Origin of the sequence: Paenibacillus assamensis DSM 18201 (assembly GCF_000422445.1) — a bacterium.
GTDB classification, from domain to species: domain Bacteria; phylum Bacillota; class Bacilli; order Paenibacillales; family Paenibacillaceae; genus Paenibacillus_B; species Paenibacillus_B assamensis.
Genome location: NZ_AULU01000012.1, coordinates 91,282 through 105,136, shown reverse-complemented (window position 1 = coordinate 105,136; position 13,855 = coordinate 91,282). Strand labels below are relative to the sequence as shown.

Sequence of the window (13,855 nt, the reverse complement as noted above, 5' to 3'; positions counted from 1 at the left end):
CGCCATGACGTACTTGAAGGTACATAGACTATAAGCAACTTAACGATACCCATACCTAGAACTAACGGTTGGGATAACTACACTTCCTTGATCCAATATGCGCAATAACTACATCTTCGTTATCCGTTTCGGTACGCTCCTCCCTCAATGGAAGCGTTCGAAGCAACTCATATTCCAAAATAACGACTTCATCCATGAGGTAAGCTGAAGTGTAGCTAAATGGTCGTCTTGCTTTATTCAAAGCATCGATCATCCCTCTCGATGTTCGAATTCCGATACCATGCCCAAAATACAAATTGTCAGCAAGCACAACCACATTTTCTCCTTGCCATTCCGGTGTTTCAGGATCATAGTCCGGATTTTTAAAATATTGGACGTCGCCAGGGTAAACCTCTAGACCACTTTCTATTTTCCGCAACGGCAAATCCCTGTCATAATGCCAGCCATATAAAATGATATCCTGAAAATGCCTATTAAAGGTTTGCTTCGGAAGTATATCTAATATGCCTTTATATAACACCATCACGATAGCCATCGAACATTCGAATGCATATCGTTTGCCATTTCGGAAAATATCGTTAATTCCATCAGAAGGCAGTACATCGCTCCGCAGTTGGAACCCCCCATTTTCCATACGAGTCCAAAATTGCTCATTGCATCGCGATTTATCGAAGTCAGCAAAGTCTGCGCCACTAGCATCAAGGGCTTTGGCCGCTTCCACAATACTAGCTCTTGTCTTTAGTTCAAAATGGAGAGCGCCAAGGGAATCGTAACGATAAACGACAGGGCTGTTTTGTTTCTTGTTCAATATACTTCTTTCTAAGAAAGATAAAGGTAGCATATTGATTTGTTCAGCACTAACACCATGAATCAGAATCATCGTTATCCCCCATGATTTTTGATTTAGGCTATTGTATGTGTCTGTTGTGAAGTTGGTGCAACGATTCAAGCATTACACCGTATCGGAGACCGTGAATGGAATACTTTGTTGATGGGAGATGAGAAATGAGCAAATAAAAAAGCCCTGAACCGAAGTTCAGAGCTTTTTCATCTTTAAAAATTAAAGTTTAACAACGTTCTCAGCTTGTGGACCACGGTTGCCTTGTACGATGTTGAACTCTACGCGTTGACCTTCGTCCAAAGACTTGAAGCCGTCGCCTGTGATTGCGCTGAAGTGTACGAATACATCGTTTCCGCCTTCAACTTCGATGAAACCGAAACCTTTTTCTGCGTTAAACCATTTTACGATACCTTGTTCCATTGATAAGTACCACCTTTAATTAAATGTTATATGACATTCTTATTCTTTATGCAAAAAATAAAAATCCACATACTGTACAAGGTTATTAAAGTATCAATAGCCCTCTACGTTATGTGAATTCGTTTGGGTCTCTATATCATTATTCTTATCATAACACATCTCCACGAAAATAGATATTGGAATTAAATAAAAGACCACAAAATCGTAAAATTTTATGTTCTTAGCCTGTTCAAGTTTAACGAAACTTAACAATCAGACTGTAATGTTGCAAGTACATAATATTACAAGGAGGACGAATATGCAAGATGCTTTCTTATTGGGCCCATTTATTATTAAGTATTCGTATATCGTTTTTGCCCTTTCTGCACTAGCTGCTTACACCGCCATGAAATATTGGTTGAAAGACATGAATGAAGTAAGTACTCCCATTCTAGATGATATTACTAACGTTTCATTTTGGAGTTTATTCCTATGGAAATTCAGTGTGGTTATTTTTAACCCCATTCAAGTTTTCAAGAACCCTTACTACCTGCTTTATTTTAACGGAGGCGAACGCGGAATATGGCTGGCAGCTATCGTGGCCCTTATCTTCCTCAGCTTTAAATCGAAAAAACGAGAAATTTCAGGTTGGGTCTATATCGCAACAGTAACGACTGGCTTATTAACCTACAAACTGATGGATGCTCTGTTCCAGCTCTTGTTCAGCAGCACGACACAATCGATAATGTCGGATCTCGTTCCTTTCGTTATATCGTTCACACTACTCATTTGGCTGTACATCAGAAAAGAGAACTTTAGACAACCCTTTGAAATGTATCAGCTTATAGTTTGGTTCAGTATCGGCCAAATACTCAGTGCCTTTCTACAAGATTATCGGGCAGCCGTGTTTATGGGATTATCCATAGAACAGCTTATTTTTTTCGTTCTTGTACTGAGCTGCTTATTTTTGCAAAACTTCAAAAGGAAGAGCGACTTTCATGTTTCTAAGTAGCACCGCTCTTTCGTCACAGGATTATTTAGCTGGAGGATATATAAATGAATGATATCTCAATTTTATTTGCTGTAGCAGCGGGCATGCTTTCTTTCCTTTCGCCTTGTATTTTTCCGCTTTTGCCTGCCTATGTGGCTAATTTGACAGGCTCCTATGTGAGCGGGGATAAATTAATTATTTCCAAAAGAACACTTATTATGCGCTCCATCCTCTTTATTCTCGGTTTTACTGTGGTATTTATGATGATGGGTGCTTCGGCTAGTGTAATTGGACAAGCTTTCGCTGCAAATCGAGGAATCATTGAAAAGGTCAGCGGACTACTCATTATTATGTTCGGCCTGCAAACGGCAGGGCTCTTAAACCTTCGCTTTCTTATGTTTCAAAAGAAGTGGGAAACGAAAGGCTCAAAAGGAAGTTGGCATTCATTTGTCGTAGGACTGGCATTCGGAACCGGATGGACACCTTGTGTCGGACTGGCCTTATCTTCGATTCTACTTCTAGCAGGATCTACAGAAACGATGTCCAGCGGAATCCTCCTTTTGCTTTTTTATTCATTAGGCTTAGGCATTCCCTTCCTACTGATTTCATTCCTGCTGACCAAATCTCTTAAAGTCATGACAAAGGTAAACAAGTTGCTTCCGCGGCTGTCTGCGATAAACGGATGGATTCTAATCGTGCTGGGCTTGCTGCTATTTACCGGACAACTACAAAAACTAAGTGCTTGGCTCGCCGCTATTGCGCCGCCAATTCTTTAAGCTAGAAAGGATAACTATACGATGCAAACATCTATGAAAAAGACTATATTCATTGTCGCCATCCTGTTCGGATTAGTTTCATGGGGTATCTACGATACAATCAAGAAAAACAATATGAAGCAGGAAAGCCTCGCTAACACGGAGCAGGCTAAAAATAAAGTGGATGAGTCTTCGCTTGAAGTTGGCATTAACCAAGGCAACCTTGCCCCCGACTTTGAGCTCAAGACACTAGAAGGCGAAAGCATCAAGCTTTCCGATTATAGAGGAAAAAAGGTAATCTTAAATATGTGGGCAACGTGGTGTCCACCTTGTAGAGTTGAAATGCCAGATATGCAAAAAATATACGATAATTACAAAGATGAAAATGTGACCATTCTAGCTGTAAATATGACGCAAACGGAGAAGAATGTAGATAACATTCCTACATTTTTAGATGAAATGGGGATTACGTTCCCCGTTGCATTAGACCCTAAAGGTGAAATAGCCTTAATATATCAATCCTATATGCTTCCGACAAGTTATGTCATTGATTCAAATGGAATCATTCAGCAAAAGATTACAGGACCGATGCATTATGAAATGATGGAAAAGATGATTACTGAAATAAATTAGTAAAGTTGGAGGTATTCAGAATGACTGCAATGGGGACAGGGATACTGGTGGTAGAGGACGATATCAAGATCCGTAAGCTCATCGTCCTTTATCTTCAAAAGGAAGGGTATGACGTATATGAAGCTGGAGATGGGGAGGAAGCCCTCGAACTTTTTAAAAAGCACGATCCTTGTCTTGTCATTCTGGATTTAATGCTTCCCAAAGTTAGTGGAGAGGAAGTCTGTAGAAGTATTCGGGCAGATTTAAAAGAACAGATTCCAATCATTATGTTAACCGCTAAAGTAGCCGAGCATAATCGGATCGATGGATTGAAGTCTGGGGCCGATGATTATGTTACGAAGCCATTCAGTCCTGCTGAATTGGTTGCCCGCGTAGAATCTGTCCTAAGGAGAACGGGTCAGCGCTGCAGCAAAATTACATATCGTGGCCTCACGATCAAAACATTAAGGGGAGAAGTCCACTACAACGGAGAGCCCATTGTGCTGACACAACATGAGTTTCGCCTACTGTATTTTTTAATGACACATCCGAATCATATTTTGACACGAGAACAAATTATTAATGAACTGTATCCCAATAATGAGAAGGTCGTTATCGAAAGAACGATCGATGTGCATATTGGCAAGCTGAGGGAAAAATTGAAGTGGGATGGGGACAGCGAACTCATTGAAACCATCCGGGGAATGGGGTATCGCTTTGTTGCCTTTTAAAAATAATCCGATACAAATCAATGTCATGTGGAAATTGATTATTATCAATGTAGCCGTCATTGGTATCGCTATCTGGCTAGCAGGGGTTTCGGTAAAAGACTATGCCTGCCTATTATTTTCCAACTACCCTTCTGTAAGTCCAGCAGACAGCATTGCCTTTACCCAAACGATGCAAGCTTTCTTAATCAAGGCCAGTCTGTTGGCCGTTGTCATTGCAGGCGTGTTCCATTTTTATTTTGTAAAAAAACTTCTTCTTCCTCTAAAAAAGTTGAGCGAAGCTACGCGACAAATGGCCCAAGGCGAGATGCCTGAACCATTATCCGTGCAAATACGTGACGAAATTGGACAATTAACAGAAGACTTTAATCATTTAAGTCTGCGATTGCGACAGGTGGATGAGCTAAGAAAGAAAATGCTGTCCGATATTGCCCATGAATTGCGTACACCTCTGACGAATATGAATGGCTATTTGGAAGCTTTAAGCACAGGAATTATTCAAGGCAGTAAAGAGATGTATGAGTCTCTTCATGAAGAATCGATACGTATAACCCGTTTAGTTGAGCAACTGCACCAGTTAAATGTATGGCAAGCTAAGAAGATTTCCAATGAGCACGAGAAAAAGGTACTTCCTATACATAAAGTGATTGAATCCTGCATCGATCACTTTGCACTAACTTTTAAAGATAGAGGCATCTCTCTTCAATACAAGATGGAATCTGCGCAAGTGATCGGAGATGAGGATGGGCTCATACAAGTGCTGCATAACCTTTTGACAAATGTGCTTCAATACGACCAGGGGGGCTGGGTGACCATTGTCGGGAAGTTGAACGACTCCCATACCGATTATCAAATTAACGTCACCAATATAGGTCAACCTATCCCAGATGAACTAACATCTCTTATCTTTGAGCGCTTCTACCGGCTGGATTCGTCTCGCAGCAGAGATACAGGTGGCTCAGGATTAGGGTTGTCACTGGTAAAGGAAATCATAGAACAGCAGGGTGGTAGAACAGGATTACACTCAGAAGGAAATGAGCATTCCTTTTGGTTTACAGTGCCGCTGAAATAATGCTTTTACGAGGCAATTACAGCTTCATCAATATCCCGTGCAAGGACTGGTTGCTTAACAAGGATCGGTCCTTTAAGTTCCATTCCGCTCATACAAAAAAGAGAGCACCTCATAAGGTACTCTCTATACTCACAAAATCTTCTTTTATCCTACTCTAAAGCTATCATTGCCTATTAAATTCTGGAGTTAATAAAGTCTTACAAGTGTGCGATATTGATTGTGTGAGCCTGTACTAGCGGAATTTTTAGGTTTTATTGCCCACGCTACTTTCCAACCAGGATAAAGATTAGTGCTCGCCCAGTCACCATAACCTGTTCCATTATCGTACACTTCATATACGTGAACTGTATTTCCTGCCTGGTTGATAATGTGAGCTACTACGTCGAAGTCTAGAGAAGGGCTGTTATTTCCATATGGATTCGCACCGAATTGAACATTCTGCATTTCATTTGAGTTATTATAGTAAGAATAAAAATCCACGTCGCCACCCGGATCCAGATATCCAAGTTGCACCTGATTAGGAAACAATGGCTGAGCAGAGTAATGATTGTCCGCCCATCCTGATTTAGCAGAAATTGTAGGTATCGCCGATGCACTAAATACAGTTGCAAAAAGCCCTAATGCCATCAATATTTTCTTCAACTTCATACTGACCTCCTAATTATTATGATTTTTTTCCACAAATTAAGAGTACCTCAATAACTTTGTCGAAGTAAGGGGATTTTTGTAAATTAATTAATAATTATCTAAACACGAACCATTATAAGTGGGGAACACTAGCACTTTACCGAACTAACATCCGAGTTCAGAGTAACTTGATCGTATGCTGAACGCAGTAGCTTATAACCAAGTAGCGCGATTGCCACTGCAACCATTCCCGCTGCAATAGCTACGACAAACCCCGTTCGAGCACCAAGGCCATCCACAATCCATCCCGCAGCAGCTGAGCCCAGAGACACGCCAATGCCCAAGCCAGTAATGGCCCAAGTCATCCCTTCTGTCACCTGAGATTCGGGTACTATTTTCTCCACCAGCCCCATCGTAATAATCATGGTAGGGGCCACGGATATCCCAGCAAAAAAGACGGCTACCGCCAATTTCCCTATACTATCTACGAGCAATAATGGAAACATCGTGATCATCGATAAGATCACTGCCCACAAAAATTGGCGTTGTAGCGGTGTATTCAACCGAAGCGTGCCATAAATGAGTCCTGCCAAGCAAGAACCTATCGCGTATACAGAAAGTACAAAGCTTGCAGCTACCGTATTCCCCTGATGTTCTGCAAAAGCAACACTTACTACATCGACCGTACCAAAAATGGTTCCAATAGCAATAAGCGTCAATACCAGCACTTGAAGGGAGCTAATTTTAATAACAGTTGCTGTGTTGTTGCTACTAAGCGGATGCACAGCAGGCTCTGTGCTCTTCTGTACCGTAAACAACAATACACCTATCGCCAGAAATACGCATGATACCAGTGGGCCCGCTTCGGGAAACATCATTACACTAAGCCCTACCGATAGAATAGGACCAACAATAAAACATAGTTCATCAATGACAGATTCGAAAGAAAACGCAGTGTTTAATTTTGGCGAACCCCTATACAACTCAGCCCAACGCGCTCGAACCATTGCTGACATATTCGGCATACATCCCGCTAGCAGCGCAAATAGGAAAAGTGTCCAATCCGGCGCTTCATATCTCGTGCACAGCAACAGTAAAATAACCGATGCTACACTGAAGCCTGCCGCTGGCAGCAGTACTCGAGATTGTCCCAACTGGTCTACAAGACGAGAAATTTGGGGAGCTATCAAAGCAGTGGATAACGCAAAAGTCGCTGCTACAGCACCAGCCAACCAATACTCACCTCGCAGTTGAGACAGCATCGTAACAATACCAATCCCCATCATCGATATGGGCATCCGGGCGATAAAGCCCGCCGCAGAGAAACCCTTTGTACCAGGGGCATCGAATATTTCACGGTATGGATTAGCCATGACGCACCTCCAAATAGAAACCAAATAGAAAAACAATACTCATTCCTCTAACTCCCCTCTATGCTGATATTCCAATCATTTGACATACGTTACGTATGTGAATTAATATAATTACATACGCCACGTATGTCAATGTGCAATTTAATAATTTCAAATATCAACTTAGGTAAGCAGGTGTACAAATGGCTCGCAAAGCACGTTCGGAAATGATCGCAGAAACACGCACCAAGTTAGTTAGTGCCGCAAGAGGGGCGTTTGGGACAACTGGCTATGCTCATACATCGATGGATGATCTTACCGCTTCAGTCGGTCTGACACGAGGAGCACTATATCATCACTTCGGGGACAAAAAAGGGCTGTTAGAAGCCGTAGTCAAACAAATCGACGAAGAAATGGATATTCGATTAGGTCAAATTTCAGATGCAGCTGAAGGAACGTGGGAAGGTTTCGTTGAGCGCTGTCAGGCTTATCTCGCTATGGCACTTGAGCCAGAAATACAACGCATTGTGCTTAGAGATGCGCCATCTATACTCGGCAATGCCTATGCGCAATCTTCTCAGTCTCACTGTCTAGCAACGATGGCAAATACACTACAGAAATTGATGAACGACCAAGTCATTATAACGACGGATCATGAAGCATTAGCACGAATGTTAAATGGAGGGCTTATGGACAGCGCCTTTTGGATCGCTAATTCTGACAATCCTAACGACGAATTGACTAAGGCTATCCAGAGCCTTGCCATTGTATTGAACGGTTTGCTAGTGAAGAGAGATTAGTCACATTTATGTAAAAAGGACACCTACGATGGTGTCCTTCAACATGTTTAAAGGTGGAATATACTTGGATACTCAAATTTATTTGGACAAAATTGTAGCTTGCTTCAAGGAAGAACTTAAAGAAAACTTGCTAGGCATATACTTACATGGATCACTATCTATGGGCTGATTTACCCCCCCATAAAAGCGATGTTGATTTCATTCATAGAGAAAAATATCGGTCAGATACAAGTTATCTATGTGGAGGATAGGTGTCTTTTTTTACACGTACGCTCTTCTTATAATCGTTTGGATAACCGTTGAAGTTGCCTGATCTAACACACTCTGAAACACCGTTACCTGTTCACTCTGAAATTGAATCACTCATAGCTCTCCTCTCACATGCACTAAAAATAAAAACTCCTTCTTATGTAGTCATAAGAAGGAGTTGGGCAGCAACAGCTCGATTACATCAATAAAATATATTAGTCATTGACTTTAAAATGCATGTTAATAAAGTCCCCATCCACAAGCATCGTATTAAAACTCTTATATGCTTCTGATTTTTCATCATAAGGATTGGATTGAGGCGTAGTCATTACCCAGACATACTCTTTACTCTCACCCAGTATATGTGATGTGGATGGTCCATCTTCCGCTACGATAGCTTCATGCTGTGATCGCGGCAGTTTGGTTATGGTCATGATAGATCCAGCATCTATATCCGGCTTTCCGTCTTTTAAGAGATAGAAGGAAGTTTCCCATGCTGCACCTGTAATAGGATCACCTTTCTCATCGATTGCACCAACATAACCGTTCCATTTTTCAGGCTGCTTCAAGGAGAAGCCCCCTTCTTTACTTACAAACGTCTTAATTTGTACTTTATTTTCAGGCTGTTCCTCATTGCTTGCGTGGCTATTGTCTTTCAATAACTTATTCTCTATCTGTGAAGCTTTAGCCGATTTATCATCCGTACAGCCTGTAACGAGTACGAGCGCCAATACAGCCAAGATAGCGATAATTGATTTAAGATGGGGCTTCATGTTGTTCATTATAGTTTGCTCTCCTTACATTTCATATACAATACTATATCAACACAATGGATATCAGTTGTAACAGTTCTATTAAAAGTTGGTGTGTAAATGGTGAACAACCATAGCAATGCAATATACACTATCCAGAGAACACAAAAACTCCTTCTTATGAAGTTCATAAAAAGGAGTTTCTGCTATAAGGGGTTGCCCCCAATTTATATGACGCAAGCAGTTAGAAACCACTTGCTTTATGTCGATGTTTGCAAAATTGATTGTATCAGACTCGATCAATAATAGCAATTAGTTGTTCATTTTGAAATTCTTCTTAACAAACTCGAAGTCCAGCATCATGTCGTTGAATTTCTTGAACTCATCAGACTTCTCTTCGTAAGGATTTGCTTGTGGTGTAGACATCACCCAAACGAACTTATCGTTCTCGCCTAATTTGTCACCAATCGTAGGGCCTTCTTCTTTAGATATTGCATCATAGTTTGCTTTCGTCATCTTTGTGATCGTCATCAGAGCACTGGATTCCTTATCTGCTTTGCCATCCACTAGAATGTGGAATGAAGTTTCCCATTCTGCTTTCATCTCAGCATTTTTGCCTTCAACCGCAGCCACGTTGTCATTCCACATTTCCGGTTGAACCAACGAGAATCCACCTTCTTTGCTGATAAATGTTTTAAGATCAGCTTCGTTCTCATGCCCATCTTGCAATTGCTCTTCTTTCTTATTTTCAGATGTCCCTTGATTCCCCTGTGTTTGTGTCTCTACTTGCTTCTCTGTTGTCTTTGGTGTTTCTGCGGCCTTGTTGTCTGTGCAGCCCGCGAGAAGTACGAATGTTAGTGCAGTCAAGATAGCGATAACCTTTTGTTTATTCTTGTTCATGTTTATGTATCCTCCTAGTTGTTAACATCTACGTTGTTGTGTCCTAAATATATCAACGATTTCACGTTGAGTAGTAACAGAGCGATTAAAACAAGATGACAATGTAATGATAAATTGATGAAAACTATTTAAGAAATTCAGAAAGTAATGAAAAAAGTATCCGTTGACACTCTGACGGGCATCCTCCTCGATAGGTCATATCAAATATGCAGCTCCTAAACTCCCTCGTCCTTGCCTATACGATCCTATCAATATGTAACGCATAGCATCAACAAGGGAGACCCAGCATGTAAAATATATTGTATACCTGAATTTATCCAATATAAGAGGGACCAAATATATCAATGTCTACACACGTAACTGCAGCACATATATTTATTCGCCTAAAAAAACTCCCGAGCTTTCTGGGCCCGGGAGTTCTACTAATGATTAATACACTCTAAGGCTAGATGCCTTATCGTTAAAGTTAAGGCTTGTTAAGTTACTTATATTTGTATTTGGGGGCAGGAATATGGATACTCCCCCGTAATTAATATGCTCATATAGCCTTGTTGCTCTCAAGTTTGCTGTTCTAACGGAGGAAATTTCATCATTCCAAATCCCTAAAGTAGCTAAACCACGACCACTTTCTACATCTAATCGAGCACCAGAATAATTCGTATTCCAATAGAAAGTTGAAACATAGTCGCTCGCTAATGTACCTACTTCTTCGCTTAGCTCAGCAACGATTGTACTAATATGATTGTCGGCATCAGTTGCGTCTACATAGCCATACGCTTTACCATCGCGTTCTATAACCGTATGTCTAACTTTATTCAGAACTTCCTTGAACTTGGCGTCGCTAGGAGCATAAGTAACACCTTCAAAATTAATTGAAATCAGAACATTATCATCATTGTTTCCCTTCAATGGCTGACCAGATTGAGCTAGCGCTGATGATACCAGCAAAAATAGAGCAAGCGCAGATAACGTCACACCCATTGCGAGCTTTTTCAATATTTTCATACATATATCTACTCCTTTTCTGTAAATAGCTGACATAGCCGTCATATATTGCGGGTAGAGCAGCAAAGTGCACCTCCTAGAACTCATCGGTTAAACCAAAGGGCTTCCAATGCCGATTCTAAAAGGTGCACATTATTAAGCTAGGGATCTTCTACGTATTAATATACTTTAATGCTGGATGCCTTATCGTTAAAATTACGTTCGCTTAGTCTGTTTTCATTTTGATTAGGAGCTAAGTAAATGGAGTCACCACCGTAGTTACTATGTTGGTATAATCTTGTTCCTCTCAGGTTTGCTGATTTTACAGAGGAAATTTCATCATTCCAAGCTCCTAAACTTGGTAAGCTCCGACCACTTGCAAGCTCAAATGTGGCACCAGAATAATTCGCATCCCACCAGAAAGATGAGATATAATTGCTTTCCAATGTGCCAACTTCCTCACTTAACTTGGCAACGATTTCGTTAACGTGCTTATCTGCATCAGCTGCGTTCACATAGCCATAAGCCGTGCCGTCACTCTCAACAACGGTATGATTCACTTTATTCAGAACTTCCTTGAACTTTACATTCCCAGGAGCATAAGTAACACCTTCAAAAATAATCGGGCTCAAAGCACCGACATCATTACTAGCTTGAGAAGACTGACCAGATTGAGCTAGCGCCGACGAAACCATCAAAGATAGAGCAAAAGCAGAAACCGTTGCACCCATTGCAATCTTTTTCACCAATTTCATAAAAACAACCACTCCTTTTCTGTAAATGCCTTACACAGAAATTATATAGAGCAAGTTCGCTTTTTATTACTTTATTTGGCTCTTTTCTATAAAATGGTTTTATGTAGGTTATATTTCCACTTAATCCACATTAGAGATATACAGCTCAGTTCCTCATCATCACTAGGGATTGAACCGTTTCTTCATCTTTTATCCCTAGCTTTTCAAGTAATCGTATGGATCGCTCATTATCCATAGAAGTGATGCCTAAAATGCACTTAAACCCAAAACCATTTTTTCCATAGGCCATCACAGCAGAAGTTACCTCACACGCGCATCCTCCTCGCCACTTAACAACAGGTTACACGAACAAAAAAACCCTCGCAAATGCGAAGGTTTCATCCTTGTGAACTACTTGTTCTGCGTATCAAACTTTGAAACGAATCTTTCACGAACCGAATCCTTTTCATTGTTAACTGCGTTCGAATACGTCTGATACTCATTCGTCTCGGCAACTTGTGCCAAGTTAGTCTCACTGAATGTACCATTTGCAGGCACAGCAATCGTAGAGTTAGGACCTGAAACGAGCAAAGAACCATCTTTTTGTGCGTAGGCTACAAAGATGTAAACGTTATCAACTTGTGGCAAAATGTCCTCCTCATATAGTACGATTGAAGCACCGTCTTCATTTACTCCGCCGGACTTTTGCACCGGATTCGATACCCCTGTTTGCAATTCACCTTTCAAATTTTCAAGAACGGTAATGGAATAGTTCGTATACGGACTTGCCACTTCTTTCGTGCCTGCTTCCGTTTCTAGGGTTACCGCATGTTTATATTCCGTATTTACCAGCTTATCGACACGCCCAACAAATACATAGTCAGCATCGCCCACAACCGCCTTCGGATCATGTACATCAATAGAGAAGGTACCATGCAAATAATTGATTGGGAGGTTGCTCACGCTTTTTTCCTGTCCATTACTTGTACAACCAGCGAACAACATTGACATCGCTGCAACCAACAATAGATGAGCCAGCCATTTTTTAGGTTTCATGACCATCATACTTATCCCCCTCACTATTAATAAGTTAAGTAAGCCGCATCATAAGATGCTCTGTCATTTGCACTTAACGATGTATTATTGGACACATAAGCGTACATGACATCTGCACTTGTGTTATGTCCAAGCCCAAGTGCATGTCCAATCTCATGAATCGCTACGTTTAATTTCTTGGTAGAAGTGTAGCCCGTCATCTGATAGTTATTAAATCGGATCGTGCCTGCTGAGCTCGTTACACCTGCAGTCGAACTGACCTCATAATAATCGGAAATAGCTACATCTTGAATCGTTGTAATCGTATCTTTACGAATTACTCCGCTCTTGTAGCTATTCCATATGCTAACGCCTGAATTGAATTGAGATATATAAGCTGAACTTCCATCCCAGTCCATGCGTTTTCCTGAGTCAACTAGATCCCATCCTAATAAGCTCACGGAGGCTGCTGAAGCTGGAGGGGTAACGGACAATGATATAACCATCATCGCAGTAGGAATCAACATCATTTTAGCCAGTTTGTTCCGAATCTTTCCCTCACGTCGGATCGTTTCCATAAGTTCGATTCTCCTTTTTCAAATAGTTAGTTGTGAACGAATAGGACTGCTTACTTCACTCCTGTTGTTGGTACATACCCTGAACCTCACATGGAAACCGCCCCCTTTCATAAAATCAGCTTCGCTGACTTACTAAGGCGCATAGCTTTTTCTTGCAGCTCAAACTTGACTACCATATCTCTGATAATCATGAATCCATAATTGAATCCAACTCATATCGGCTTTGTATGACTGCATAATGGAAGACACTGCGCTTCATCGTGAAAGTATAGTGGGATCCTGCCTATAGAGGTTAAAAAGGGCAACTATATGATAGGCGTAATCGTTAAAAGATGGAGTAATGAGGTTGTATAATAAACAAAGGATGATTACCAAATTTGAAAACTACCATTCAAATTGGTTTTCATTTGGTAATACACAAATAGTAATCTATCGATTTCATCCTA

At 40.9% G+C, this 13,855-nt stretch carries 16 protein-coding genes and 1 pseudogene; 6 read left to right on the top strand and 11 right to left on the bottom strand.

Annotation, left to right across the window (positions count from 1 at the left end; all coding sequences use genetic code 11):
- Positions 1-61 precede the first annotated feature (61 nt).
- Together H580_RS0108800 and H580_RS0108795 are read right to left on the bottom strand one after the other, a co-directional pair.
- Positions 62-880 carry a protein-glutamine gamma-glutamyltransferase gene (locus H580_RS0108800; RefSeq protein WP_028594448.1) on the bottom strand — a complete coding sequence of 273 codons (819 nt, stop codon included), beginning with the start codon at positions 878-880 and terminating at the stop codon, positions 62-64.
- 180 nt (positions 881-1,060) lie between these two features.
- Entirely contained in the window at positions 1,061-1,261 is a 201-nt protein-coding gene (locus tag H580_RS0108795) for a cold-shock protein (protein WP_028594447.1), read from the bottom strand.
- A 298-nt stretch (positions 1,262-1,559) separates the two neighbouring features.
- Between H580_RS0108795 and H580_RS0108790 the strand changes: the two genes are divergently transcribed.
- The 5 genes from H580_RS0108790 to H580_RS0108770 are packed head-to-tail and all read left to right on the top strand — an operon-like array spanning position 1,560 to position 5,398.
- Complete coding sequence (locus H580_RS0108790; protein WP_028594446.1) at positions 1,560-2,252, top strand: hypothetical protein; 693 nt, start codon at positions 1,560-1,562, stop codon at positions 2,250-2,252.
- A 44-nt stretch (positions 2,253-2,296) separates the two neighbouring features.
- Positions 2,297-3,007, top strand: coding sequence for a cytochrome c biogenesis CcdA family protein (locus H580_RS0108785; RefSeq protein ID WP_028594445.1), 711 nt, complete (start codon positions 2,297-2,299; stop codon positions 3,005-3,007).
- A 21-nt stretch (positions 3,008-3,028) separates the two neighbouring features.
- Positions 3,029-3,619, top strand: coding sequence for a TlpA disulfide reductase family protein (locus H580_RS0108780; protein ID WP_342663184.1), 591 nt, complete (start codon positions 3,029-3,031; stop codon positions 3,617-3,619).
- Positions 3,620-3,639: 20 nt separating this feature from the next.
- A complete protein-coding gene (locus tag H580_RS0108775; RefSeq protein WP_028594443.1) occupies positions 3,640-4,329 on the top strand; it encodes a response regulator in 690 nt (229 codons plus the stop codon).
- On the top strand, positions 4,286-5,398 hold the full coding sequence (locus H580_RS0108770) for a sensor histidine kinase (protein ID WP_028594442.1): 1,113 nt from the start codon (positions 4,286-4,288) through the stop codon (positions 5,396-5,398). The genes H580_RS0108775 and H580_RS0108770 overlap by 44 nt, the downstream gene beginning before the upstream one ends.
- A gap of 186 nt (positions 5,399-5,584) precedes the next feature.
- Here the strand turns inward: H580_RS0108770 and H580_RS0108760 are convergent, their stop codons facing one another.
- The gene (locus tag H580_RS0108760; RefSeq protein ID WP_028594441.1) at positions 5,585-6,046 is read right to left on the bottom strand and encodes a hypothetical protein; all 462 of its coding nucleotides are present in this window, start codon (positions 6,044-6,046) and stop codon (positions 5,585-5,587) included.
- Positions 6,047-6,174: 128 nt separating this feature from the next.
- A complete protein-coding gene (locus H580_RS0108755; RefSeq protein WP_028594440.1) occupies positions 6,175-7,398 on the bottom strand; it encodes an MFS transporter in 1,224 nt (407 codons plus the stop codon).
- Between the two features lie 182 nt (positions 7,399-7,580).
- Between H580_RS0108755 and H580_RS0108750 the strand changes: the two genes are divergently transcribed.
- Complete coding sequence (locus H580_RS0108750; RefSeq protein ID WP_028594439.1) at positions 7,581-8,177, top strand: TetR/AcrR family transcriptional regulator; 597 nt, start codon at positions 7,581-7,583, stop codon at positions 8,175-8,177.
- 464 nt (positions 8,178-8,641) lie between these two features.
- Here H580_RS0108750 and H580_RS0108740 read toward each other — a convergent pair whose 3' ends face one another.
- The 7 genes and pseudogenes from H580_RS0108740 to H580_RS0108710 form a co-directional block, all read right to left on the bottom strand.
- The gene (locus H580_RS0108740; protein ID WP_028594438.1) at positions 8,642-9,208 is read right to left on the bottom strand and encodes a hypothetical protein; all 567 of its coding nucleotides are present in this window, start codon (positions 9,206-9,208) and stop codon (positions 8,642-8,644) included.
- Between the two features lie 282 nt (positions 9,209-9,490).
- Positions 9,491-10,078: a hypothetical protein gene (locus H580_RS0108735; protein ID WP_028594437.1), complete on the bottom strand. Its 588-nt coding sequence runs from the start codon at positions 10,076-10,078 to the stop codon at positions 9,491-9,493.
- A gap of 429 nt (positions 10,079-10,507) precedes the next feature.
- Entirely contained in the window at positions 10,508-11,083 is a 576-nt protein-coding gene (locus H580_RS0108730) for a peptidase inhibitor family I36 protein (protein WP_169449361.1), read from the bottom strand.
- Positions 11,084-11,241: 158 nt separating this feature from the next.
- Positions 11,242-11,817, bottom strand: a complete 576-nt coding sequence (locus H580_RS0108725; RefSeq protein WP_028594435.1) for a peptidase inhibitor family I36 protein — start codon at positions 11,815-11,817, stop codon at positions 11,242-11,244.
- Positions 11,818-11,962: 145 nt separating this feature from the next.
- Positions 11,963-12,133: pseudogene (locus tag H580_RS26990) on the bottom strand (GNAT family N-acetyltransferase); the annotation flags it as partial.
- 74 nt (positions 12,134-12,207) lie between these two features.
- A complete protein-coding gene (locus tag H580_RS0108715; RefSeq protein ID WP_157282797.1) occupies positions 12,208-12,861 on the bottom strand; it encodes a hypothetical protein in 654 nt (217 codons plus the stop codon).
- Between the two features lie 17 nt (positions 12,862-12,878).
- Positions 12,879-13,409, bottom strand: coding sequence for a matrixin family metalloprotease (locus H580_RS0108710; RefSeq protein WP_245583524.1), 531 nt, complete (start codon positions 13,407-13,409; stop codon positions 12,879-12,881).
- Positions 13,410-13,855 lie beyond the last annotated feature (446 nt).

What these genes read in the sequence shown, in the direction of transcription:
- H580_RS0108780 (WP_342663184.1), top strand. Translation starts at nt 3,029, where the DNA reads ATGCAAACATCTATGAAAAAGACTATATTCATTGTCGCCATCCTGTTC.
- H580_RS0108735 (WP_028594437.1), bottom strand. Translation starts at nt 10,078, where the DNA reads ATGAACAAGAATAAACAAAAGGTTATCGCTATCTTGACTGCACTAACA.
- H580_RS0108785 (WP_028594445.1), top strand. Translation starts at nt 2,297, where the DNA reads ATGAATGATATCTCAATTTTATTTGCTGTAGCAGCGGGCATGCTTTCT.
- H580_RS0108775 (WP_028594443.1), top strand. Translation starts at nt 3,640, where the DNA reads ATGACTGCAATGGGGACAGGGATACTGGTGGTAGAGGACGATATCAAG.
- H580_RS0108750 (WP_028594439.1), top strand. Translation starts at nt 7,581, where the DNA reads ATGGCTCGCAAAGCACGTTCGGAAATGATCGCAGAAACACGCACCAAG.
- H580_RS0108710 (WP_245583524.1), bottom strand. Translation starts at nt 13,409, where the DNA reads ATGGAAACGATCCGACGTGAGGGAAAGATTCGGAACAAACTGGCTAAA.
- H580_RS0108760 (WP_028594441.1), bottom strand. Translation starts at nt 6,046, where the DNA reads ATGAAGTTGAAGAAAATATTGATGGCATTAGGGCTTTTTGCAACTGTA.
- H580_RS0108740 (WP_028594438.1), bottom strand. Translation starts at nt 9,208, where the DNA reads ATGAACAACATGAAGCCCCATCTTAAATCAATTATCGCTATCTTGGCT.
- H580_RS0108800 (WP_028594448.1), bottom strand. Translation starts at nt 880, where the DNA reads ATGATTCTGATTCATGGTGTTAGTGCTGAACAAATCAATATGCTACCT.
- H580_RS0108755 (WP_028594440.1), bottom strand. Translation starts at nt 7,398, where the DNA reads ATGGCTAATCCATACCGTGAAATATTCGATGCCCCTGGTACAAAGGGT.
- H580_RS0108790 (WP_028594446.1), top strand. Translation starts at nt 1,560, where the DNA reads ATGCAAGATGCTTTCTTATTGGGCCCATTTATTATTAAGTATTCGTAT.
- H580_RS0108730 (WP_169449361.1), bottom strand. Translation starts at nt 11,083, where the DNA reads ATGAAAATATTGAAAAAGCTCGCAATGGGTGTGACGTTATCTGCGCTT.
- H580_RS0108795 (WP_028594447.1), bottom strand. Translation starts at nt 1,261, where the DNA reads ATGGAACAAGGTATCGTAAAATGGTTTAACGCAGAAAAAGGTTTCGGT.
- H580_RS0108725 (WP_028594435.1), bottom strand. Translation starts at nt 11,817, where the DNA reads ATGAAATTGGTGAAAAAGATTGCAATGGGTGCAACGGTTTCTGCTTTT.
- H580_RS0108715 (WP_157282797.1), bottom strand. Translation starts at nt 12,861, where the DNA reads ATGATGGTCATGAAACCTAAAAAATGGCTGGCTCATCTATTGTTGGTT.